Source organism: Streptomyces sp. NPDC008139 (assembly GCF_042957025.1).
Classification (GTDB): domain Bacteria; phylum Actinomycetota; class Actinomycetes; order Streptomycetales; family Streptomycetaceae; genus Actinacidiphila.
This window is the reverse complement of sequence record NZ_JBIBHM010000016.1, coordinates 71,181-95,426: the sequence shown is the minus strand read 5'-3', so window position 1 is coordinate 95,426 and position 24,246 is coordinate 71,181. Positions and strand designations below refer to the sequence as shown.

Below are 24,246 nucleotides of genomic sequence, written 5' to 3'. Positions count from 1 at the left end.
GCGATCATCACGTCGCGATCACGACCGTGACGCGCCGTCACTTCTGTTGCGCGGCCTCGGCGGTGAACGACACCGGCAGCGTACGCAGTCCGCGCATGATCAGTCCGCCGCGCCAGCGCAATTCGGCCGGATCCGCCGCGAGCCGCAGGTCGGGGAGGCGGGTGAGAAGGGACGCGAGCGCCGTCCTGGCTTCCAGCCGGGCCAGCGGCGCGCCCAGGCAGTAGTGGATGCCGTGCCCGTAACCGAGGTGGGGATTGTCACGCCGGGCCAGATCGACGGTATCGGGTGCGTTGAAGCGCGCGGGGTCGCGATCGGCCGCCGCGAGTACCACCAGTACGGGGTCGCCCGCCGCGATCGACTGACCGCCCAGGCTCAGCGCGCTGGTCGCGTAGCGCCAGGTGGCCAGCTCCACCGGGCCGTCGTAGCGCAGCAGTTCCTCCACCGCGGTCTCCAGCAGGCCGGTCTCGCCCGCGGCCAGCGACTCCTGGAGGCGGGCGCGCTGCTCCGGGTGGCGGAGCAAGGTGTGCACCCCGTTGCCGATGAGGTTCACAGTCGTCTCAAAACCGGCGAAGAGCAGGATGAAGGCCATGGCGGCGGCCTCGTTCTCCGTCAGGTGCTCGCCGTGGTCGCTCGCCCGGATCAGACCGGAGATCAGGTCCTCGCCCGGGTCTTCTCTCTTACGGTGGATCAGCTCGACCAGATACGCGCGCATCCGCTTCACCGACCGCGCCACTCCGCCGCGCGGGCCGCCGCCGTGCCGGATCATCATCCCCGCCCAGTCCCGGAAGTCGTCCTGGTCCTGCGGCGGCACGCCCAGCAGGTCGCAGATCGCGTAGATCGGCAGCGGGAAGGCGAAGTCGTGGATGAGGTCCGCCTCGCCGCTCGCCGCGAAGCCGTCGATAAAACGGTCCGTCAGTTCCTGTACCCGCGGCCCGAACTCCGCCACCCTGCGCGGTGTGAACGCCTTCGACACCAGGCGGCGCAGCCGCGTGTGGTCCGGCGGATCGATGTTCAGCAGATGCGTCATCAGATCCGCGCTGCGCTCCCCCGGAATCCCGGTCTTCCCCTTCGCGCCCGCCGACTCCGCGTGATGCACCGGATTCTTGCTCAGCCGCCCCTCCGCCAGCGCCTCCCGCGCGTCCCCGTACCGCGTCACCAGCCACGCCTCCACCCCGCTGGGCAGCGTCGTCCGCCGCACCGGCGCGTGCTCCCGCAGCCACGCGTAGGCGGGGTAGGGGTCGGTGGCGAATTCCCACGTGAAGAGGGTGGGGCCGCCGTCGGCCGGGTCGGTGGGGGTGGGGCCGGTGGGCGAGTCGGCGGTGGGGTCGGTGGGCGAGTCGGTGGTGGGGTCGGTGGGGTCGGTGGTGGGGTCGGTCATGCACCGACGCTATCCGGCCCGGCCGGGTTCCCGGCTCACCGCGGCCTGGCCGTTGACCTCACCACGGCCCGCCGGCCGCCGGGGCAGTCCGAGGCGGAGACGGGGGCAGGGGCGGAGGCGGGGGAGTCAGAGGCTCTCTGAGGCCGTGGACGCCAGGGCGACGCGGCTCAGGCGGTCGGACTGGCGGGTGGTTTCGGGGAGGCGGTAGGCGGGGGCGAGGGTCAGGGTGTGGGCGCAGGCGGTGGCGAGGTCGATGCCGTGGCCGGTGGAGACGTAGACGGGCTTGACGCCGGTCTGGGTGCGCAGGGCGCGGCCGACGGTTTCGCCGCCGTCGAGGAGGTCGGCGTACGCGCCGCGCTCCGGGGCGAGGGCGTCGGGGTCGTAGCGGCCGACGAACGGGGTCTTGGCGACTCCGGCGGTCGGCAGGCCGGTGAGCACGCCCAGGTGGCAGGCGAGGCCGAAGCGGCGCGGGTGGGACAGGCCGTGGCCGTCGCAGAGCAGCAGGTCGGGGGTGGCCCGCAGGGTGCGCAACGCCTCGACGAGGACGGGCAGTTCGCGGAAGGCGAAGAGTCCGGGCACGTACGGGAAGGTCGTGGTCGCGGTGGCCGTGGCGCGCTCGACCACATCGAGCGTCGCGGTGTCGATGACGACCACGGCCGCCGCGACGAGGTCCCCGGTGCCGCGTCCCTCGCCCGCGTAGGCGACGTCGAGCCCGGCGACCAGGCGGGGCGCGGCCGGTCCGGGGCCGCGGTGGTCGGCCAGCGGGCGCAGCCGGTCCTGGAGCGCCAGCGCCTCCGCCTCGTCGGCCGGCCACGCGTGCGGCACGTCGACGCGCATCGGCGCTAGCCCGCCTCGGTCGTACGGGGTGGACCGGCGGTACGGGCCCGCTCCGCCGTACGGATCGCGTCGCGGTAGCGGCGGGCCGCGTGGCGCAGGGCGGCTTCCGGGTCGAGGCCCGCGGCCTGGGCGGCGGCGGCCTCGGCGAGGAGGTGGTCGCCGAGGGCGGTCTCGTCGGTGGTGGGGGTGCCCGGGGCGGGGGTGCCGGGGGCGGGGGTGCCCGGGGCGGGGGTGTCGTCGGCCGGGAGCGGGAGGTCAGCCTCCCGGGCACGGCCCGCGAGCTTGGCGGCCAGGGCGAGGGCGGGCGAGGCGAGGGGCACGCCGTCGGTGACCGAGTCGCGGGACTTCTCGACGCCCTTGAGGCGGATCCAGTTCGCCCGCACCTGCTCGGGGGTCTCGGCGACCTCGTCGCCGAAGATGTGCGGGTGGCGGTGGACAAGCTTGTCCACCAGTCCCCCGGCCACGTCGTCGATGCCGAACGGCTCCTCGGGGTCGCCCTCCGCGATGGCCGCGTGGAAGACGACCTGGAGCAGGACGTCGCCCAGCTCCTCGCGCACCGCCGCGCGGTCCCCCTCCTCGATCGCCTCGACCAGCTCGTACATCTCCTCGATGCCGTACTTCGCCAGGTCCTCGTGCGTCCGCAGGCTGCTCCAGGGGCACTCGGCCCTGATCCGGTCCATCACCTGGACGAGGTCGAGCAGCCGGGCGCCGGGCAGGTCGTACGAGCCGGGCAGCAGCTCCAGGTCGGGCATGGCGACCCGTCCCGAGCCGCCGAGCCTGGCCAGTTCGTCGGTGACGGCCGGGTCGCCCGCGCCGCCGCCGGGCGGCAGATAGACGACCGTACGGCCGCCCGCCGTCGCGTCCACCAGCTCGCGGCCGCCGGGCGTCGCCAGCTCGACCCGTACCCCCGCCTCGCGCAGATAAGGGAGCTGCGGATGCGCGGGGTCGGCGCACACCACGAGGTCGGCCTCGCGCAGCGTCTGCCAGGCGGGCCAGGAGAGCTGTCCCGGCGCGACCCGGTGGCTGGTCGTGAGCAGCACCAGCCGCCCGGGCGCGTTCGCGTCGTCTACGTCGTTCACCCCTCGAACGTACCCCGGACCACCGACATGCCCTGCGGGCGGCTGCTGCACGGACCGCGCGGGCGGGTCCGCGCGCGTCGCGACGCCTTCGCTTCGCGGCCTACGCCGTCGGGTCGGCGTCCGTGGCGGCGTCCGCAGCGGCGTCGGTGGCAGCCCTCGTGGCGGCGGCGCGCGCTCACGCGACTGACGCGGTCGGGCCCGCTTACGCGCTCGGGTCCGCCGGGGTCGCCGTCTTGGTCACGACCCACGGCTCGTTGGTGGCGCCGACGATGGCCTTCTTGGCGTCCCAGGTGCCGTAGCGCGGGTTGACGTCCACGCCGAGCGACTTCGCGGTCTTGGAGATGACGGCGACGGCCGCCGCGTTCCCGTTGTCGCTGCCGGGCTGGAAGCCGAGGCTCTGGATCAGCTTGCCGACGGCGATGTTGGTCCGCAGGAAGGTGTCGATGCCGGACGGCACGATGTCGTACTGCTGGAGCAGCGCCGCCTCGAACTGGCTCTCGTCGCCGCCGAACTGCTGCAACGCCTGCGCGTGCGACTGCTGCACCTCGGCGGTGCTGACCGAGAGCCCGGCGTCGGACACGGCCTTGTCGATCACCTTGTTCTGCACCAGCATGCTCAGCGTCTGCTGCGGCAGCTTGCCGCTCTGCCCGATGAGCTGCGCCGCCTGCGGCGACTTGCTCTGCGCGTCGCGCACCTGGTCGACCTCGTGCTGGAGCGTGGCGATCGAGATCTTCTGGTCCCCGACCACCGCCGCGGCCCCCGGGTGCGCGGGTCCCGAACCGCACGCGGTGAGGGCGGGCGATGCCGCCAGCAGCGCGGCTGCGGCGATCGAGACGGCGGTGCGGCGGCGGACCATGGTGCCTCCCGGCATGGGAACGACCTAGCGGTACTGAAGCGATGATCGAGTACGAGGATATGGACCGGGGCCCGCCGATTTCCAGCACTCGGCGCAAACGGCTCTCCTCGCGGGGGAGAGTACGCCTCGCGGCTGGGCCCTCGCGCACCCGGTGGGCGCGGACCGTCCCCCGCGTTCCTGGCGCCTTTGTCCCCTCTACCGCCCCGCCACTCTCACCGCCCCTCGTCAGACGACGGCGACCGGGCCGTCCCAGGCGTCGCGGTCCACGGTCAGCGTGACGCCGCCGTAGGTCTCCTTGGAGTTGACCAGGAACTGGTGGCCGCGCCGGTGCCCGGTCCACAGGTTCGCCGCGAACGGGAAGCCGGTGGTGGTGCTGTTGACGCCGTCGTACTTGGCGTACCAGAAGGCGTCCGGCATGTCGTCCATGGTCGCCTTGGCCGCCGCCACGGCAGCGGCGCTGGACGAGCTGAAGCCGTAGAAGCCCGCCAGGTAACCGCCCGTGTGCAGCGCCCGGTTCCACGCCTGGACGTAGGTGAGGACGGCGTTGTTGCACGACGTGTCGGAGACGGCGTACGGCTCCATGTCGAGGTAGAGCGCGCTGGCCGAGCGCATACCGAGGGCCGCGGCCTTCGTCACCGCGTCGGCGCCGTCGCGCGCGCCGAGCGTGGCCGCGTTGGCCGCGGTGAGCCGTTCGGGGCTGTTGCCGGTCTGGCAGGGCGGCTGCGCGCCGACGTAGATCGGGATGAGCTTCCAGCCCGCCGCGCTGACGGTCGTCACCCACGAGGACGTCAACTGGGGCTGCGCGCAGCCGCGGTTGGCGCCGCCGATGTAGACCGCGGCGGCGCCGTAGGGCGAACCGCTCTTCCAGGACGCCATCTTGCTCGCGCTGGGCGCGGTGCAGGTGTCGAAGGCGAGGCCGGTGAAGGTGCGGACGAAGCCGCTGAACGGCGCGGCCGGACGGCGGGTCTGGTGGGGCACGGACGGCAGGGAGCCGGGGACCGAGGCGACCGGGTTGACGGGCTTGGCCGTCTGGGCGGCGGCCGGGGCGTGCGACGCGGAGGGGCTGCCGCTCGGGGTGCCGGCCGGGGAGCCCTTCGGGGCCGCGTTCTTGGCGCCGTTCGGTGCGTTGAGGGTGCTCGTCGCGCCCTGCGGGGCGTTCGCGTCGGCGGACCGGTTGGCGGCCTGGCCGGCCGCCGCCGACCCGCCCGTACCGCCGCCGGACGTGGCGCCCACGGCGAGTGCGCCGCCGCCCCCGACGACGATCACTGCGGCGACTGTCGCGATGACGCGGTACCGCATCGGCTTGGGCAGGCGACGGCTGTTCGACACGGGGTCCTCTGGAAGCTCGGGCGGCGCGATCCACCAGAGGCGATCGGAGTGATCGCGGTGCGCGCGGCCAGCAAAGTATGGCGGGGCCGCGCGCCGTTGACAATCACACCGCGGCCCCCGGCGTCACCCTCCGCACTGCGCGAGCATCGTGTCCTTGTCCGCGCTGGTCACCGGCAGTTGGTACTTGATCGAGACCTGCGCGACCCGGACCGCGTACGAGCACCGGATCTGCTTGTTCGGCGGCAGCCAGGACGCCGGTCCCGAGTCGCTCTTCGAGCCGTTGGACGGGCCGTCGACCGGGATGAGGTTGAGCGGGTCGTTGGCGATCGACTCCCGCTTGTCCTTGCTCCAGTGCGCCGCGCCCATCTGCCAGTCGTACGACAGCGGCATCACGTGGTCGATCTGGACCGTGGTGGCCTTGGTCTTGGTCCACTTGATGACCCGGCCGGTGTACGGGTCGTTGAGCGTCATCGTGGCGATCACGCACTTGGACGTGCCCTTGTAGTGGACGTCGTCGCCGTCCCGCTTGAGCAGGTCGTTACGCGTGTCGCAGCCGTTGTGCGCGAAGGGTACGGAGGGCGCGGAGTCCATCCACGCGGCGCCGAACTGCGCCCGCGAGTAACCCGTCTTGGGGCCGCGGCCCTTGGTCTTCACCTTGGCGATCAGGTCGCGCGCCTTCTTCTTGTCGGCGTCCGAGGTGATCGCGGCCAGACCGGCCTTCGTCCCGTCCGGGTTGTCCAGTGGGCTCACCGCCCGCCCGTTGCCAGCCGCGGGGCCCGCCGCTCCCGACGGGTTCGCGCTGCCCGTCGGGTCCGCGCCGAGCGTCGTGTCCTTGCACCCCGCCACGCCGATCACCGCGAGCAGGGTCGCGGCGCAGGCGAGGCGCCGGGATATCCGTCTGTCCATGTACGCACCTCGGAGGTCGTCGTCCGGGGACGCAACGGCACCGCCCCCCTGCCCCTACACAATCACGCCTGCCCCGCCGTGCCCCACTTACGTCGTCCTCATCTCCCCATCTCCCCGGGCCGCCCGCCGAATTGACCGGCCGCCAGGGCCAGCCAGCGCCGCCCCGCCTCCCGTGACCTCTCGCGGATCGCGCCCTCCGCCGCCCCTGACGCCAGGTCGGCGATGTCCCGCCGCTGCGTCGCGTCCTCCCCGGTCAGCAGATCGGCGCCGCAGCGCCGCCCGAGGCGGAACGCCATGTCGCGCAGGACCGACGAGCACCCGAGGACCGGCTCCGCGCCCATGGCCGTGTGCAGCGCCACCGCCCCCTGATACGCGAACGCCCGCGCCCCCGACGCCCCGTCACCCTCGACCAGTTCCCGCATCCCCTCGATGCGCCCGCGCCCCTCCGTCAGCGTCCCGGGCGTCCACAGCGCCTCCAACTCCTTTGTGTACGCCTCCAGATCCGCCGTGCGCCCGTCCCCGGCCACCACCCAGAACAAGATCGCCGCCGCCCGTTCCGCACAGGCCGCCCCGAACACCGCCGCCTGCTCCCGTGCCGCGCTCCGCGCGAACTCCCCCGTCACCGCCTCCGCCCCCCGACCTTCACTCGATAGATTCCCGCCGTGGGCACGGGACTTCACCCCAGATCGCGCGGCGGGTCGTACTCCTCATCATGGCCGACGTAGAGACGCGTCGGAGGAATGGAGACCATACACACGTCTCCCGCTCGCAGCTCCGATGCCGCCGGGACGACCACTTCACTGGCGACCGTCTCCGTCAGCCCTGTTCGACCCATGTGTACCGCTCCCACACCGTCTGTCGGTCACTGGCCTCCAGGAGGACCTCGGGGCCCGTCGTGGGAGGTAGGAGACAGCCCTTCGGCCAGGTGATCTCCTCCCCTGCGACAGTGATCACCGTGTCTGCGGAGTCGTCGGACGTCTGAAGGTTGTAGAACGTACGGTCCCCGAACAACGTGACCGTGGAGAACTCCGGCTCCACGGTCACGATGACGCAGTCGTCCTCACCGTCGTCCAACGTCAGACCCATCGACGTGCCCGCCGGAACCGCGCCGACCACCGTCGCGAGGTCCGACAGAGGGACCTTCGAGTTCCGGTAGGACGGGTCCCACGTCTCCACGGTCACGACGCCACGTGTCATTGCGCCGCGAAGCCTCGGAGTACAGCGGCAAGTTGGTCGCTGTACGCGTCGCAGGATGCCTCAAGTCGCTGGCGTACGGCGGACGTCAGGAGATCCGCACCGGCCGGGGCGGCGAGAACGGCGTCGTGACACTCGGCCTCGACGGCGAGGTTCCGGGTGCCGAAATACCCCAGCCCGTAGACGCGCAGGGACTCGTCGACATCAGCGAGCCAGCGCTCGCGGGTCTCTTCGCCGGCGACCTCGGTGAGCGAGCCGGCCATGTAGTCGTCAAGGTAGACGGCCATCGCGCGGGCGACGTCGATGATCCGCTCGGTGTCGGCCTCGCTCATCTCGCCGAGGGCGTCCGCGAGCATCAACCAGCCGTTGAGAGCTTCCAGTTGGAAGCTCTCCGCGAATTCCGGCTCGATCTCCGACTCGAACAGCGGGGCGGCGGTCAACGCGGCGACCGCCCGGGCGAACTCCGCACTGCTCCCGCCGTCCGCCACGTCCGCCCCGGCCCGGAGCAGTTCCGCGAGCGCCGCCGGGTCCACTCCCCACTCCTCGGGCATCGCCATACCGACCAACGGCCCCCGCAGTCGCCGCAGGGCGAAATACGCCGCCTGGTAGCGCTGCCCCCGCCCCATGGCCGCGACCTGCGCCGACAGCCCTTCGTCGTTCTGCCAGTCCGGCTGACTCGCTGTTCCACTCACCGATAGCCCATCGTCGCGAGGAAGTTCGTCCATGCTTCGTGATTTCTCCACACGTACATGGACTGACCAGGGATTTTCGCCTTTGTTCCCAGCGTAATGGGTCCTGTCATCTGCGCGCCCACCTGGTTCAGGAAGTCGCTGCATCCATCGGGGGCGCAGGCGTTCCGCGACACGCCACCAGCCACGGGTGTCAGATCGTTCTGCGCCATGTAATGGACAGCGGTCTCCTCGGCGTGGGCCCCTTCCATATTGGTGGCGGCCACGACGTCTTCCCGTCCCAGAGACGCGATGTAGTTGAGCTGTTCCTTCTCCAGCCCCCGGCCCGCACCGCTCACCACGTGTACGAGAGATCCGTTAGCCCGCCTGGCGGCCGTCACCGCGGTGGTTCTGAAGACATCCCGTGCGAAGGGGCTCGGGATCTTGCTGTGGATGTCGTCGGCCAGCGTCTTGGCCCCTGCCGCAATCTCCTCCACATCGCAGTTGTGGACCAGGACCGGTGTGTCGCCGGCCTCCACGTAGTAGGTGTGGAGGTCGCCGATGGTCAGGTCGTATGTGGTGGTGTGGGCGTGGAAGAGGCGGACGGTGGTGATCTGGGCGGTGCCGGTGGGGGTTTGGAGGAGGTCGCCCTGGTGGAGGTCCTTGGCCTCGACGAAGGCGGACTGGGTCTCGTCGTAGAAGGGGTGGTGGAAGGTGGTGGTGAGGTGGCCGTTCGCGGGCGTCGGGGCGGCCGGGGAGACCGCCGCCACCGGGGCCGTGGCCGGGTGGGAGTCGGCCGCGTGGTGGGTCGCGCCCAGGGCGCCCAGGACCGCCGCGGAGGCCGCGAGGCCGAGGGCCGCGCGCCGGACCACCTTCTTCGCGGCGGACGTGACGGCGTTGGCCGCGACCGGCTTCACCGCGACGTCCACGAAATCGTGGTCCGTCGTCGTCACGATCACCGCGGTGACCTTGTGGCTCTGCGTGCCGGAGGCACCCGGCACCGAGTTGACGACGGAGTCGCCCACCTTGATCCGGTCGATGGCCTTGGTGCCGCCGCCCGCCATGAGGACACGGGAGCCGGCCGTGAAGCTGTGGCAGGTCCCGCTGTCGGTGGCCGACTTGGCGGCGCCCGACTCGCCCTCGCGCGCCGCGGTCTGGGTGGCGTCGCCCGCCGCCGCCTCCTCGGCCTCGGTGGCGCCCTTGCCGAAGAGCCCGCCGACGGCCTCCATCGCCTTGGGGGCGAACTTGCTGAGCACCTTGCCGCCCAGCGACCCGAGCGCCCCGCCGATCGCGCCCGCGACGGCGCCCGTCACGGCCGAGGTCGCGAAGGCGCCCGCGCTGCACGCCGCGCCGCCCGCCTCGGCGCACTTGAAGCCCTGCTCGACCAGTGACCCGGCCGCGCCCGCGACCGCCGCGCAGCCGATGGAGCCGACGCCCGCCGTGACCGCCTCGCAGCCCATGAAGACGGCGGTGGAGACCACGAAGGACGTGATGGCCGCCGCATGGTGCTTGGCGTAAGTGGCCGCGGTTTTCACGGCCTTGACGGTGGCGTGATACGCGGTTCTGGATGCCTTCGCCACCGCCTTGGCGGTCTTCTTCACCGCGTGGACCACGCGTTTCGCGACCTTCTTGACCGCGTGGTAGGCCGAGTGGACGGCGTGCACGGCGGCGTGGACGACGCGTTTCACCTTGCGCGCCGCGTAGTGGTAGACGCGGCGGGTGTAGCGGACGGTGGCGCGGTAGACGTCCCGCACGTGGTGGACGACCCTCTTCACCACGCGCTTGGCGGCGTGCACGACCTTGTGCACGATCGGCGGCGTGTAGTGGTAATAGGCGTACGAGGCGTAGAAGTTGAAGGAGCTCCAACTGCTGGAGGCGTACGAGGTGGCCGCGTGGTAGGTGCTGCTCACCGCGTGGCTGACGGCGTGGCTCGCCGCGTGCCAGACGCTGCCCAGGCCCCAGTTGCCCGAGGGGTCGGTGCCGTCGAGCGGGTTGTCGCCGACGTACGCGAAGGGGTTGGCCGCCGCCTCGTTCGGGACCGGGTTGACGGACGCGGAGTCCTTGTTCATGAAGGTGCCGGTCGCCGGGTTGTACCAGCGCGACGCGGTGCCGACCTTGCCGGTGTCGGCCTCCGTCCAGCCGGACTGGAAGCCGAGGTGGCCGATGAGCCCGTTGTTGGCGGTGACCTTGCCCATCGGGTCGTACGTCGTGGAACCGGCCAGGGCGGTCGCCCCCGGCGCGAAGTTCCCGATGACGTCGTCGTGGCTGTCGGTCAGGGCCAGTTGGCCGGTGCCCGGCGCGGTGCCGCCGTTGATGCCGATCAGCGAGCCGCCGGGATCGTACGTATAGCTGTAGTTGCCGTCCGCGGCGATGGTGTTGTCGGCGCCCGAGTACTGGAAGGCGCGCGAGGACTGGTCGGCCGCGTTGGCGTCGGTGATGTTCCGGCCCGACGCGTCGAGCGTGTACGAGTGCGTGCCCGCGGTGATCTGGTTGTTGTACGCGTCGGTGGAGTAGGCCACTTGGCCGTTGGCGGTGGAGGTGTCCGAGGTCATGGTGCCGCGCGCGGAGTACGCGTAGCTGTGGACGCCGTCCGAGGTGAGCTGGTCGCGGGCGTCGTAGGTGTAGACGTCGGCGCCGACCCGGGTGCGGTTGCCGGAGTCGTCGTAGGAGTAGTTCGTGGTGGCCGTGCCGTTGTTCCACGAGCTGAGGCGGTCGGCCTGGTCGTAGGTGTAGACGTTGTTGGAGGCGCCCGCGACCCCGACGGTGTTCTTCGACGTCAGGTTGCCGTTCCTGTCGTAGCCGTAGGTGATGGCCGACAGTGTGCCGGCGCCCTGCGTCAGGGTGTCGCCGGTGAGGTCGTGCGCGGTGTTGTACGTGAAGGTGCGGGTCTGGCCGCTCGCGCCGTACTTGACCGACGCGGTCTGGTTCAGCGTGTTGTAGCCATAGGTGAGCGCGGTGCCGGAGGCCGCGTCGTTGAGCGTGGACAGCCGGCCCGCGGTGTCGTAGCCGTAGGAGGTGGTGCCGGCCGCGTCCGAGCGGGTCAGCGGTGAACCGTCGTCGTTGTAGGTGAAGTTGGACGAGCCGCCGGAGCCGCCCGCCGACGTCAGGTCGCCGCGGTCGTCGTAGCTGAACGTCTCGTGGGTGGCGGCCTGGTGGTCCTTGGCGCCGGTGGTGCCCGCCTCCGCGGTGTCGGCGGCGGTCACCTGGTTGTCGTGGTCGTAGGTGAAGCTGCGGGTCGCGGTGGCGGCGTCGGCGCCCTGTCCCGAGGCGGTCTTCAGATTGCCGAGCTGGTCGTACGTCATCGTGTTGGTGACGCCGCCGGGCAGCGTGCTGGAGGCCAACTGCCCGTCGAGGTCGTAGACGTTGGTGGTCGTGGAGTCGGCCGCCGAGCCGTACTGGGCGGTGGCCGGCTGCTTCACCGTCTCCTGCTGGCCCCACGGGGTGTATCCGTACAGCCAGGAGTTGTTGCGCCCGTCGGTGAACCGGGTCCTGTTGCCCGCCGCGTCGTACCCGAAGGACGTGGTGATCGAGGTGGTCGCGGTGACCGGCTGGATCTCCTGGGTGACGGTGCCCGCCGCGTCGTACGTGAAGTGGCTGGTGTTGCCGTTCGCGTCCGTGGAGGCGGTGAGGTTGCCGACGCCGTCGTAGATCTGGTGGGTCTGCCTGAGCTGCGTGTTGGCGGCGTCGTACTGGGTGCTCAGCGTCGGGTTGCCCGCGACGTCGAAGTCGGTCTCGGTCCAGGTGTTGTCCGGCTGGATCGTCTTCTGCCGGTTCCCCATGAAGTCGTACGTGTACTTCGTGGTGTTGCCCGCGCCGTCGGTGACCGAGGTGACCTCGCTGGCCCGGTCGTACCCGTAGGTGGTGGTGACCCCGGCGGGCGTCGTGGTCGACGCCAGATTCGCGCCGTACGGATTCCCGGTGGTCACCGCGTACGAATTGGTGGTGGTCAGCACCCGGTTGGAGGGGAAGCGTTCCAGCGTGCTCGCGGTGACCTGCCGGCCGAGGTAGTCCCAGGTGGCCTGGGTGACGGCCCCGGTGCCGTCCGTCACCGACAGTCGGTCGCCGTTGGTGTCGTACGTGGTGTGCAGCTTGGTGCCGTCCGGCTCGGTGACCTGCGCGAGGTCGCCGAGCTGGTCGTACAGGAAGCCGGTGGTCTTCCCGCCCGGGGTGGTCGAGGAGATCTGGTTGCCGTCGGAGTCGTACGACCAGGTCGACGTGGCCGCCAGCGGGGCGGACGCGCCCGCCGGGGTGTACGGCGGCAGGGTCTCGGAGACCTTGTTGCCGTTGGCGTCGTAGACCGTGGTGGTCTGGTTGCCGGTCGGATCGACCTCTTCGACGGCCTCGCCGAAGGTGTCGAACCCGCTGGTGGTGACCGGCCGTTGGGTGACCGGCTGGCCGCCGCCGGTCTCGACCTGGACGGCGGGGGCGGTGGTGACCGCCAGATTCCCCGCCTCGTCGTAGGAGTAGTCGGTGGTGAAGTTGTCCGCGTCGGTCATCGACTTCGGCAGGCCGCGCTTGTCGTACGTGTAGCGGGTGGTCTGCTCGGTGGAGGAACCGACGGTGCCGCCGGTACGGCCGTTGCCGTACAGCGTGTTGACCTCGGTGCCGGTCAGCGCGCGCGGGTAGACCTGCACGTTGGAGACCGAGCCGGGCAGGAAGTCGGTCGGCGCGCCGTTGTACTTGCCCGCGCCGATGGTCAGCGGGCCGTTCGCGGACCACGGCGCGGTGTTGGTGCCACTGCCGGACAGCGCGCCGTTGACGTAGATCTGGCTGGCGCCGTTGGCGACGTTGTACACGCCGACCACATGCGTCCAGGTGTTGGTCTTGGGCACGGCGGTGGAGTACGCGGACGGGAAGGTCGGCGCGGCCGTGTCGGCGCTGGTCTGCTCCATGCTCCACAGCGGCGCGCTGGTGTGCGCGTAGTTGTACTGGAGGTAGAAGGCGCTGGCCGTGGTGCCGCCCTGAGCGACGATCGTCGCGTTGTGGGTCGGCAGCGACGCCATGTTGACCCAGGCGGAGACCGTGTAGGACCCGGCGGTGTTGAGCACCGGGCCGTTGGTGGCGATCTGCTGGCCCGAGGTGCCCGGGAAGGTCGCCGCGTCGCCGCCCCAGGTGACGCCCGAGGCGGCGCCGGTGTAGCCGCTGCCCGAGGTGTCGGTGACGGTGGAGCCGGTGGTCTGGTCGAGCTTCCACCAGGCGGAGGGGTGTCCCGAGGCGTCGCCGTGCAGCGTCTCGGTCAGGGTGTTGCCCGCCGCGTCGTAGGTGGAGGAGGTGGTGCGGTCGAAGCCCGAGGAGTCGTGCTCGTTCTGGGTGGCGACCTGGTCGTCCGGGGTGAAGGACACGCTGGTCACCCGGTCGACGCCGGTCGGGTCCACGGTGGTGCTCGTGGTCCTGGAGGCCGCGTCCACCGTGAAGTTGACGACCGTCTGCCCGTTGTCGGTGGTCTGCGACAACTGGTTCCCGGCCGCGTCGTACGTGGTGGTCTGGAGCACCGTCGAGGCCGTGCCGTCGGCGCTCTTCTTGCTCGCGGTGACCGCCAGGCCGTTGTCGGTGTACGTGTACGACGTCGTGGCGCCCATCGAGTCGGTCACCGACGCCAGCCGGCCCGCCGGGTCGTACGCCCGCGAGGACTCCGTCAGCGTGGTGGCGGCCTGCGGGCTGACCGGGTCGCCGGTGTACTGGAGCGTCTGGGTCAGCAGGTGCCCGTTGTCGTCGTACGTGTAGTTGGTGGTCGTGCCCGACTTGGACACTTCCTGCGTCTTGTTGCCCGACGTGTCGTACGTGTACGTCGTCGTCCCGCCGTTGGTGCCGCCCGCGTTGGCGTTGGCGTCGGTCTGGGTGAGGACGTGGTCGTACGCGTCGTAGGTCTGGGTCTCGGTGCGGGGCGCGTCGCCGCCGCTGAGGTCCTTGACCGTCTGCGAGGTGATGTCGCCGTCGGCGTCGAAGACCGTGGTGGTGGCCGCCGCGTGGGTGGCGCCGGTGACCCGGTCGGTGAGCTGCGGGTCGTCCTCCTCGGTGATCTGCCCGGCCTTGTCGTACGTGTAGGACGTGGTCAGACCTGCGGGGTAGGTGTCGGAGACGGCCTTCTTGGTGAGCACCTGCCCGAGGCCGTCGTAGGTGTAGCTGGTGACCAGGCCCACCGCGTCGGTGGAGGAGGCCACGTCGCCGTTGTGGAAGTACGACACCGAGTTGACCGCGCCGCCGGGCGAGACCGACCGCACCGGCAGGCCCTTGGGCACGTTCCCGCCGTCGGCGGCGGGGTAGGTGGCGGTGCCGTCGCTGAACACGGTGGACGAGGCGCGCCCGTTGGGGAAGCCCGCGACCGGCGGTCCGGTCACCGCGGTCTCGTCGCCGAACGCGTCGTAGGTGTACGAGGTCAGGTACGTGGGGTCGGTCGCCGAGGAGGAGCGGCCGTCCCGCTCGGTGAGCAGGACGTCGTTGCGCGGGTCGGCGGTGGTGAGCTGTTCCGTCGTGTCGTCGGGGAAGTACGTGTAGTACTCGGTGGAGCAGACCTTGGCCGCCTGATTCTGGCAGGTGGTCGAGGAGACGACGTTGCCGCGGACGTCGTGGCCGGTGACGGTCATCGCGCCGTTGGGGTCGGTGACCGTGTGCTCGTAGCCGCCGGTGTCGTAGCCGAAGCTGGTCCTGTTGCCGAGGCCGTCGGTCTCGGTGAGCTGGCGTTCGTTGTTGACGACGTCGTAGGTGTACGTCGTCACCTTGTTCGCCGGGGAGGTGACCTTGACGGTCTCCACCGGCAGCAGGCCGGTGGAGTTCTTGCCCGCCTGGAAGTGGCTCTCGGCGTCCTGCGCGGTCAGCGCGGTGCGGTAGGTGGCGACGTCGGCGAGCGTGCCGTTGAAGTAGGCGACGGTGCCGTTGGTCAGGCCGGTCCAGCCGGAGCCGGTGGTGCCCGCGCCGATGTAGGCGGTGGTCCTGGCGCTGTTGGACAGCGCGGCCGTGGCCGTCTTGGTCGCGGCCTGCGCGCCGTCGAGGTACAGGGTCTGGCTGGTGGCTCCGGCGCTGAGCAGCACATGGTGCCACTTGCCGTCGGTGACGGTTCCCGTGGTGCCCATCTGCACCGAGCCGGACGTGGTGTAGAAGCCGCCGTAGAGCTTGCCGTCGCTGCCGATCCACAGTTGCGGTGTCGTGGAGGAGACGGTCGAACCGATCGCGCCGCTCTGCGTGTTGAGCAGGATCGCGCCGCCGTGGGTGGTGCTGAACCACAGTTCTGCCGAGGCCGCGGTGTCCCCGGTCACGGTGTCCGGCACCTTCACCCAGGAGCTGGTCCCGTTGAACGTGGCGGCCTTCTGGTCGCTGAACGGCCCGGTCGCGCCGAGCGTCACCGCGTTGTACGTGCCGGTCCCGCCGCGCGTCTCGTCCAGCGCCGTGGTGGCGCCCGCGGGTTCGCCCAGCCGGAAGTACGTGGCGGGCGCGCCGCCGAGCACCGCGCCGCGGTAGGTCTGGCTGGAGCCGGTGACGGTGGGCGCGCCGAGCTTCCAGACGCCGCCGTTCTCGTCGGTGAGCTGGGTCAGCGCCGTGGTCGCCGGGTCGTACGTCATGGCGTGGTACGTCTTGGCGGACGGCCGGGTGACCGTGCTCAGCAGGCTCGCGGCGTGGGTGCCGTAGGTGCGCAGCGCGCTCGCGTCGGCGGCGACCAGCGGGCGGTCGTACCAGGCGGCGTCGGCGATCGCGCCGTTGAAGTACGTGGCGTAGCCGGTCTTGTCGGTGGTGCTGGAGTGCGGCTGGTCGGGCCAGGCCCCGCCGAGGAAGCCCGCTCCCAGGGTGTTGTACGGCTGGTTCTTGCCGAAGGCGATGCCGGGCTGGATGGAGACCGAGCCGGACACCGAGCCGACCTTGGCGCCGTCCAGGAAGAGGGTCTGGCTGTTGCCCGCGGCGGACAGCACCATGTGGTGCCACTTGCCGTCGGCGACCGAGGCGGTGGTGCTGATCGGCGCGATGCCGCCGCTGTACCAGAATTCGGCCTTCAGCTTGCCGTCGGTGCCCACGTAGGCGGCCGGGGTGTAGCCGCCGGGCGAGTCGCCCGCGGTGACCGGCTGCGAGGCGTAGGAGTAGAGCACGCCGGGCCCGGCGGAGGTCTTGAACCACAGCGACAGGGCGCCGGAGTCGGTGTTGTTGCCCATGTCGAACGGGAGGGTGGCGTACGAGCTGGTGCCGTTGAACCCGATGGCGGTGGCGGCCGATCCGGTGAGCGGGCCCGCCTGGCCGTAGGTGACGCCGCTGTACGCGAGGTTCTTGGTGCCCTGGTTGGCGAGGACCGCGTCCTTGCCGACGGTGCCCGACGCCTCGGACATCGGCCACACCGCCCGCGGGTCGAGGTCGAGCGCGGCGTTCTGGTACTGCGATCCCGCGGTGTAGTTGTACGCGGTGCACTGCGTGCTGGAGATCGGCGAACAGACCTTCGTGAGCTGGTCGTTGGTGTAGCCGTACGTCCAGGTCTGCGCGGAGTTCGGGTCGGCGGCGGTGACCGGGTCGGTGACGACGGTGGCGACGTGCGCGGCGCTCGCGCCGGTGGGTGTCTGCCAGGTCAGGTGCAAGGCGCGGGCGGAGGTCACCGAGGTCATGGTGGTGACGTGGCCGCTGGTCCAGGTGAAGGTGACGGCGCGGCCGTTGGCGTCGGTGACCGAGGTGATGCCGTACGCGCCGGAGCCCAGCGACTGGGTGAAGGCGTAGACGGTGGCGTTCTTGTCGGTCAGCGTGTAGCCGCCGGTGACGGCCTTGAAGGTGGCGAAGCGGCCCGCGGGCGGCGAGTAGCTGCCGTCGCCGTTCTTGCCGAAGCCGACCTGGGAGCCGTCCGGATAGGTGACGACGTTGGAGACGACGGCGCCCGCCGGGTTGTACTGCTCGGTGGCGCGGGCGTCGAAGATGCTCGACCAGCCCGCGCCGAACGCCCCGGTCCAGCGCGGGTCACGGGAGTTGTAGTCGCGGTCGACGTCGAGGCTCGGGCCGACGGTGGAGACGGTCGCGTCGGTGTCGGAGGTGGTGTAGTTGCCGATCGACGGGTCGTAGCCGTGGTCGCTGCTGTTCTGGGACAGCCCCGAGGTGATCAGCGGCTGCGGGACCTGGATCGCCATCTGGTACCAGGTGGCGCCGGAGTACAGCCCCGCGTCCTGCGACTGCACCGTCCAGGAGTAGCTCTGGCCCCACTTGAGCTTGCCCGCGGGGACCGTCCAGGAGCCGGTGGTGAGCAGTCCGGAGTCGACGACCTTGGTGTTGGTGTTGTCGTAGATCTGGAAGTCGTACTTGGTGGTGGTGTTCGCCTGCGAGTTGGCGCCGCCGGACCAGGCGGTCAGTTGGGGGGTGGTGGTGTACTCCACCTCGTTGTCGTTGGGGTACTGCTGGTAGACCTGCGGCGGGGTGGTGCCGGTGTACGTGACGTCGATGTACGGGCCCTTGCCCGCGTCGGCGAAGGAGCCGAACTGCTTCCAGTGCAGGGCGTCGGTGGTGGCCGCGTAGACCGCCAGGCCGTAGTCGGGGGTGGTGCCGTTCATCCAGCCCTGGATGGAGGCGGTGGTGAGCGGCACCTCCACCGCGTTGCCCTTGGTGGGGTCGGCGGCGGTGTTGGCGCAGGCGATGGGCACGCTGGGCGTGAGGTTGCCGATGGACGCGCCGTGCGAGGGGCCGGGGTAGGTGGTGACGCCGGTCGGGGTCCACGGCGCGGTGATCAGCGCGACGTCGAAGCGCTCGGCGGTGCATGTGGAGGCCCAGGTCTCGAACAGGTGCAGCGACGCGGCGGTCACGGTGACCTTGGAGCCGTCCCAGCCGCCGTACCAGTGGTTGACGAAGGTGTTGGCGGAGTGCGTGCCGGAGTCGTACGAGCCGATCTTGACGGTCTGCTCGAAGGAGTGGTCGCCCGCGGGGTTGCCGGACTCGGCGTAGGTGGTGGTCCAGCCGTCGACGATGCTGGGGTCGACGGTGACGGGGAAGACCCGCGCGGGGTCGTGCAGCCACGTCGGGTCGAGGGTGACCTTCAGGGCGGTGCCGCCGTGGTCGGCGACCAGCCGGTAGTCGACCGCGTAGGTCGTCGCCGGCTCGCCGGAGCGGCGGTCGACCTTGGAGTCGTAGGCGTAGGCGCGCGGTATCCGGGCGGTCACCTTGCCCGCGGCGTCGCGCAGTTCGACCGAGCCGTCCTTGGCCTGGACGGGAGTCAGGCCCTGGAGCCTCAGCGGGAAGAGCCAGGAGTTGGCGGCGCTCGCCGCGTGCAGGACGACGGCTTCCTTGACGCCGGTCGCGGACGGGGCGACGACCAGGTCGGTGCGCGGCAGGGCTTCGGGGTACGTGACCTCGTCGCCCGACACGGCGGCGGTGACGTCGGCCGCGCCGGACAGGCCGTACACGACGGAGTGCGCGGCGTCGGTGCGCAGGGTGGCCAGGTCGGGCGCGGAGGAGCGCGGCGCGAAGTCGACGCCGAGGGAGTTGGCGGCCTCGTGGAGGCGGCCGTCGGCCCGGCGGTGCACGCTGGTGTCGATCGGCTGCCAGGCGCCGTGCGCGTCCCGGTAGTTGACCGGCGTCTGCGACACGCGGCGGGTGTGCGTGCCGTCCGCGTTGTCGAACACCGTGACGGTGTCGGTCGACTTCGCCGCGTTCCGCTTGCTGGTGCGGGCGGAGTAGCCGCCGACGACACCGCTGCGGCCGGACGTGGACGCCTTGCGGAACGGGTGGTAGGCGTCGAGTTCGCCGGGCGCCTTGCCGGGCTTGTGCCCCGCGCCGACGTGGGCGCGGGTGGAGTCCGCGGTCGCCCGGTGGCTGTGCCCGGCGGCGGTGCCGCTCTCCTGCTGCGGCACGCGCCCCCAGTGCGGGTGCTTCAGCCACGCGGTGAGCGAGGCGAGGCTGGGCATCGACAGCGCGGGCAGGGTCGCCCCGTCCGCCGCCGCCTGCTCCGTGGTCAGCACCAGCGCCAGCGCGATCAGCGACAGCATCGCGGTGGCACGCAGCCACCGGCGGCGGAGGGTTGTTCTCCGGGACGAACGACGGGCGAAGGATGCGCGCACGGCACAGGCTCCTGACAGGATCGACACAGAAAACTCGCCGATCGTGACCGTTTTCCTCACCCGCGGATAGATCGCGGGGACGATCCGGGGACACTCTTTGCCTGTACATGATCAAGCGCGGCGACTTGTGACCCCTGTCCCGGTTCGTTCCGGGAACGATCTTTACGATGGAGGGGTTTGGTCCGCCTTTCGCCCTGCTTTTGGGCAAGCGAGGTCAAGCCCGCGCGGGCCTCCCGGCGGACCCCTTCAGCGACACCTCAGTGACGCAGCGCGTCGGTCACGGCGGCCTCGACCGCCTTGCGCGTGCTCGTGGCGGAGCCCCCGGGCACGGCGGTGACATTCGCACCGGGCGCGTCAGCCGTACCGCCCGTACCGCCCGCCTTCTCCCCCACGACGACGAAGCGCGTGCCGGGGAATTTCGGTCCCGCCGCCGGGACCGCGCCGTCGGGGGCCGCGCCGACCGTCAGGACGACCGTGCACTTGCGGTCGGCCAGGGTCGCCAGATAGGGCCCGGCCGCCGCCGCGCTCTGCTCCCCCGCCATCGCCAGATAGCTGACCTTCGCGCGCGTCCCGGCCGAGGCGTCCCGCATCCCCGCCCACACCGGCGCCGCCGCCGGGTCCGCCAGACCGCGCTCCCCGGTGAGCAGACACGCCTGCTGGTCGGTGTACGTACGCGCCCGGGCCGGCGGCAGAGCCCGCTCCTTGCCGGGGCCGGAGGACGTCAGGACCAGGGCTGTCACGGTGGCGGCCACCGCCACGGCCGCGGCGCCCGCCAGGAGTATCCAGAGCCGATGCGCGTTCGTCCACGTTTTCACGGCGGGCAGCATATGCGGCGCGGGCCGCCGGGACAGCGGCGGCCGAGGGGTATCTTTCTCGCGGTGAAGCACCGCATAACGGTGCATACGGGACGGAGACCGTGGGGGCCGCGCCGGTCCGCCGGGAGCGGCGGGCCCGCGGTGCCGGGACGCGAGTGGCGGAGGTGAGTGGGGATGGCGGGTTCAGGAGTGCCCCCGGCACAGCCGCGTCCCGTATCTTTTCCGGCAGACCCCGACCCAGCTTCCGCGGGAGGACCGACGATGGACAGGGCCGAGGCCGTCATACCGGCGCAGGACACCAGAGCCGCCGCGCCCGGCGGCACCACGGTCGACGACGCGCCGACGACCGGCTTCAGGCCCGGCGGCATCGGACCGCGCGTCGACCCGTATCTGCTGGCCACGGTCTTCTTCGCGGCGTTCCTCGCGCTGTCGGTGACCCGCTACCGGCGGATGCTCACGATGTCGTGGGACCTGGGCATCTTCGAGCAGGCGGTCGGCTCCTACGCGCACTTCCACGCGCCGGTCGCCGACCTCAAGGGCCCCGGCTTCAACATCCTCGGTGACCACTTCAGTCCGATCACCGCCCTGATCGCCCCCTTCTACCGGGTGTTCCCGAGCCCGGTGACGCTGCTGGTCGCGCAGGCGCTGCTGTTCGCGCTGTCGATCGTGCCCGTGACCCGGGGCGCCGCCCATCTGCTGGGCCGCGGGCGCGGGCTGGCGGTCGGCGTGGCGTACGGGCTGTCGTGGGGCGTGCAGCGGGCGGTCGAGTTCGACTTCCACGAGATCGCCTTCGCGATGCCGCTGCTGGCGTTCTCGCTGGAGGCGGTGCTGCGCAGGAAGTGGGCGCCGGCGATGTGGTGGGCGCTGCCGCTGATCTTCGTCAAGGAGGACATGGGCGTCACGGCCGCCGCGATCGGCGCGATCGTATGGCTGCGGACCCGCAAGGAGACCGAGCCGGACGCTGGATCCGAGTCCATGTCCGGGGCTCCGTCAGGGGCGGGGTCGGTCAGCGGGTCCGGGTCCGTCGGCGGGTCCGGGTCCGTTCGGGGCGAGGACGTCGTCCCGGCGCCGCGCGCCGACGGCGCCGAGGCCCCGGAGGCCGAGGAGAGCGGGACGCGGGCCGAGGAGCCGCCGCGGCTCAGCGACGGCATGCGGTACGGGCCGTACGCGCTGGGGCTGGTCAGCCTCGGGGTGCTGGCCTCCGCGCTCGCCTTCGCGGTGATCATCCCGGCGTTCAACAGCGCGGGCGGATACGACTACTGGAACAAGCTGAACGGCAACGGGGCGCCGATGCCGGGGCACATCCCGTTCGGCACCGCCGTGCACACCCTGCTGTGGATCCTGCTGCCGACCACCGGTCTGCTGGCGCTGCGTTCGCCGCTGCTGCTGGCCGCGCTGCCGACCATCGGCTGGCGGTTCATCTCGCACGACGACCACTACTGGGGCACCGAGTGGCACTACAGCGCGGTGCTGATGCCGGTGGTCTTCCTCGCCCTCGTGGACGCGGCGGCGCTCTCCCGCAGGAGCCCGCGGCCCTGGCTGCGCTCGTACGCCTCGGGGCTGCCCGCGGCGGCGGCGGGCGCCGCGCTGGCGCTCACCTTGACGATGCCGCTGGCCTCGCTCAGCCACTCCGACACCTACAAGGTCGACGCGCACACCAAGGCCGTGGAGAAGCTGCTCGAGACGGTGCCCAGCGGCTCCTCGGTGGAGGCGAACGTCGGGCCGATCAGCCGTCTCGTCCACCGGACCACGGTGTACTGGGTCGGCGACACGCAGGGCATCAGCCCGGACTACATCGTGATCGACAACTCCTCGGGCTGGGTGCCCGATCCGCTCACCTACGCCAAGCAGCTCCACCCGAACGCCGAGTATCAGCAGATCGTCAACGCCGAGGGCTATGTGATCATGCACCGGACGAGCCCGCCGAACAGCTAGGCGGGCCGGGCGCGTTGAGCCTGGCCGGGCCGACCGGTCCGCTCAGGCCGTCGGGTAGTCGACGTAGGCGAAGCGGCGGCTGTCCGGGGCCCAGCTGTTGACGTTGAGGCTGCCCTGGCCGCCGGGGAAGGCCAGGACGTCACGCGGGGCGCCGCCGTCCGGGGCCATGACGCGCAGGACGACGTCGCGGTCGGCCGGGTGCCCCTCGGTGCCGGGCGGGAAGCTGATGTAGAGGACGTGTCGTCCATCGGGTGACAGGTGCGGGAACCAGTTGACGCGCGCGTCGGAGGTGAGCCGCGTCAGCCCGGTGCCGTCCGGCCGCATCCGAAAGAGCTGGGCGTGGCCGGGGACGGTCGCGCCGTGCTCGGAGTTGAAGTAGATCCAGGCGCCGTCGGGGCTGAACTCCGGGCCGTCGGCGGGCGCCGGAGAGTCCGTCAGCCGGGTGTCGGGGCCGCCGGCCGCGGGGACGGTGAAGATGTTGCGGTAGCCCCACTCGTCGCCGCCGTACGGCTCGACGCCCACGTACGCCAGCGTGCGGCCGTCGGGCGAGACGCCGTGCAGGAAGTGCCGGAAGGGGCCGGGGCCGCGGTCGTTGGTGATCCGGCGCGCGGGTCCGCCCTCGAACGGCACGGCGTGGATGTGCCCGTCGCCCGCCGACAGATAGACGGTGCCGCCGTCCGGCGAGAGCACATGGTCGTTGTTGGCGTCCGTGATGCCGCCGGTGTCGATGACCTCGGGCGCCCCGCCGCCGGGGGCGATCCGCAGCAGCAGCCCGTCCTGGTTGAAGACCAGCCAGCGGCCGTCCGGCGACCAGTTCGGCGCCTCCAGCGCGCTGTCCGCCGTCTCGTACACCAGGCGCGGCTCGCCGCCGTCGATGTCCCCGACCAGCAGCCGCGCGCGCTGTCCCGCCGCCAGCGGCCGTACGTTCGTCCCCGCTCCGGTGATCGTCACAGCCGCTCACACTAACGCGCCCCGCTCGTGGTGAGCGGGGCGCGTCGGATGAAGCGTGCGTACGGGCTGGGCCCGTACGGCCTTACCCGCGTACGGCCTTGCGTGCGTCCGTGGGACGACGCCGGGTCAGCAGCTCAGGTTGTTGCCCGCCGGGACTCCGAGGATCGAGACGAAGCTCTGGTAGGAGTTGATCCGGCTCTGCACCTGCGCGGGGTTGCCGCCGTTGCACTCGATGCTGCCGTTGATGCTGCGGATGGTCTCACCGAATCCGGCGCCGTTGACCATGGCGTTGTGCGGGGTCATGGTGCCGGGGCCGGTCTGGGTGTTCCAGTACCACAGGCCGGTCTTCCAGGCGACGGCCGAGTCGGTCTGCACCAGGTTGGGGTTGTGCAGCAGGTCGATGCCGAGCGCGTCGCCCGCGGCCTTGTAGTTGAAGTTCCAGCTCAACTGGATCGGCCCGCGGCCGTAGTACGCGGACTGTCCGGCCGGGCAGCCGTAGGACTGGCTCGTGTCGCAGTAGTGCGAGTAGTTCGCGGTGTTCTGCTCGACGATGTAGACGAGGCCGCCGGTCTCGTGGCTGACGTTGGCGAGGAAGGCCGCGGCCTCCTGCTTCTTCACCGTGTCGCTGCCGGTGTTCGCGAAACCGGGGTACGCGCTGAGCGCCGCGGTCAGGCCGCTGTAGGTGTAGAAGGAGTTCCGGTTCGGGAACATCTGGTTGAACTGGGCCTCGGTGACGACGAATCCGCTGGGGTTGCCGGGCGGGGTGGTCGTACCGCCGCCGTTGCAGCCGAACGGGTCCCAGTACCAGGTGCTGATGGTGGGGTCGTAGCCCGGGTTGTCGTGGGAGGCCTTGTAGTAGTTGCCGTTGCTGTACTTGACGATGTCACCGGCGACGTAGTTGTGGCCCTGGACCCACGCCGGGTAGTTGCAGGTCCCGCCGGTGCCGCCCGTGGTGCCGCCGGTGCCGCCCGAACCGCCGGTACAGGCGCCCTGGTCCGACCAGACGTCGGCGGCACCGGGCGTCTCGCCCTGGGTCCACCACTTCGCCAGCCAGTTGTGGCTGTTGTACGACGCGCTCATGCCGCCGGTGTACACCGACGACGAGTTCCACGCGGTGGAGCAGCCCGCGGCGGAGGCGGTGGACGCCAGCGGTACGAGGATGGCGATTCCTATCGCGACCGCGAGTGCGGTGAGGAACGCTATGAGCCGTTGTCTCGACACGTGACCACTCCTTGTGGGGGTTCGAGTGGGGTCGGGACAGACTCAAGCGGAATGGTCTGGACCTGTCAAGG

Annotated in this window: 14 protein-coding genes; 1 reads left to right on the top strand and 13 read right to left on the bottom strand. The window is 71.3% G+C overall.

Annotation, left to right across the window (positions count from 1 at the left end):
- Nucleotides 1-37 precede the first annotated feature (37 nt).
- From ACFZBB_RS29750 to ACFZBB_RS29700, 11 genes are all read right to left on the bottom strand, one after another.
- On the bottom strand, nucleotides 38-1,378 hold the full coding sequence (locus ACFZBB_RS29750) for a cytochrome P450 (protein WP_391128719.1): 1,341 nt from the start codon (nucleotides 1,376-1,378) through the stop codon (nucleotides 38-40).
- A gap of 126 nt (nucleotides 1,379-1,504) precedes the next feature.
- Nucleotides 1,505-2,215, bottom strand: a complete 711-nt coding sequence (locus ACFZBB_RS29745) for an endonuclease V (RefSeq protein ID WP_391128715.1) — start codon at nucleotides 2,213-2,215, stop codon at nucleotides 1,505-1,507.
- A 5-nt stretch (nucleotides 2,216-2,220) separates the two neighbouring features.
- Nucleotides 2,221-3,294, bottom strand: a complete 1,074-nt coding sequence (locus tag ACFZBB_RS29740) for a nucleoside triphosphate pyrophosphohydrolase (RefSeq protein ID WP_391128712.1) — start codon at nucleotides 3,292-3,294, stop codon at nucleotides 2,221-2,223.
- A gap of 202 nt (nucleotides 3,295-3,496) precedes the next feature.
- Nucleotides 3,497-4,165 carry a SurA N-terminal domain-containing protein gene (locus tag ACFZBB_RS29735; RefSeq protein WP_391128709.1) on the bottom strand — a complete coding sequence of 223 codons (669 nt, stop codon included), beginning with the start codon at nucleotides 4,163-4,165 and terminating at the stop codon, nucleotides 3,497-3,499.
- Nucleotides 4,166-4,375: 210 nt separating this feature from the next.
- Nucleotides 4,376-5,137, bottom strand: a complete 762-nt coding sequence (locus tag ACFZBB_RS29730) for a glycoside hydrolase domain-containing protein (protein ID WP_391128909.1) — start codon at nucleotides 5,135-5,137, stop codon at nucleotides 4,376-4,378.
- Nucleotides 5,138-5,602: 465 nt separating this feature from the next.
- Nucleotides 5,603-6,385: an HNH endonuclease family protein gene (locus ACFZBB_RS29725; protein ID WP_355346890.1), complete on the bottom strand. Its 783-nt coding sequence runs from the start codon at nucleotides 6,383-6,385 to the stop codon at nucleotides 5,603-5,605.
- Between the two features lie 98 nt (nucleotides 6,386-6,483).
- Complete coding sequence (locus tag ACFZBB_RS29720) at nucleotides 6,484-7,008, bottom strand: hypothetical protein (protein WP_391128706.1); 525 nt, start codon at nucleotides 7,006-7,008, stop codon at nucleotides 6,484-6,486.
- A gap of 193 nt (nucleotides 7,009-7,201) precedes the next feature.
- Nucleotides 7,202-7,567, bottom strand: coding sequence for a hypothetical protein (locus ACFZBB_RS29715; protein WP_391128703.1), 366 nt, complete (start codon nucleotides 7,565-7,567; stop codon nucleotides 7,202-7,204).
- Nucleotides 7,568-7,578: 11 nt separating this feature from the next.
- Complete coding sequence (locus ACFZBB_RS29710) at nucleotides 7,579-8,271, bottom strand: hypothetical protein (protein ID WP_391128700.1); 693 nt, start codon at nucleotides 8,269-8,271, stop codon at nucleotides 7,579-7,581.
- Nucleotides 8,268-19,253 (bottom strand): LamG-like jellyroll fold domain-containing protein, encoded by a 10,986-nt coding sequence (locus ACFZBB_RS29705; RefSeq protein ID WP_391128697.1) that lies wholly within the window; start codon nucleotides 19,251-19,253, stop codon nucleotides 8,268-8,270. The genes ACFZBB_RS29710 and ACFZBB_RS29705 overlap by 4 nt, the downstream gene beginning before the upstream one ends.
- Nucleotides 19,254-19,510: 257 nt before the next feature.
- Entirely contained in the window at nucleotides 19,511-20,068 is a 558-nt protein-coding gene (locus ACFZBB_RS29700) for a hypothetical protein (protein ID WP_391128694.1), read from the bottom strand.
- Nucleotides 20,069-20,329: 261 nt separating this feature from the next.
- Here ACFZBB_RS29700 and ACFZBB_RS29695 point away from each other — a divergent pair, with 261 nt between their 5' ends.
- The gene (locus ACFZBB_RS29695; RefSeq protein WP_391128691.1) at nucleotides 20,330-22,003 is read left to right on the top strand and encodes a DUF2079 domain-containing protein; all 1,674 of its coding nucleotides are present in this window, start codon (nucleotides 20,330-20,332) and stop codon (nucleotides 22,001-22,003) included.
- A 42-nt stretch (nucleotides 22,004-22,045) separates the two neighbouring features.
- On the opposite strand, the gene ACFZBB_RS29690 is transcribed toward ACFZBB_RS29695, so the two are convergent.
- Together ACFZBB_RS29690 and ACFZBB_RS29685 are read right to left on the bottom strand one after the other, a co-directional pair.
- Nucleotides 22,046-22,954: a TolB family protein gene (locus ACFZBB_RS29690; protein ID WP_391128688.1), complete on the bottom strand. Its 909-nt coding sequence runs from the start codon at nucleotides 22,952-22,954 to the stop codon at nucleotides 22,046-22,048.
- Between the two features lie 126 nt (nucleotides 22,955-23,080).
- Entirely contained in the window at nucleotides 23,081-24,175 is a 1,095-nt protein-coding gene (locus ACFZBB_RS29685; protein ID WP_391128686.1) for a glycoside hydrolase family 19 protein, read from the bottom strand.
- Between the last annotated feature and the right edge of the window lie 71 nt (nucleotides 24,176-24,246).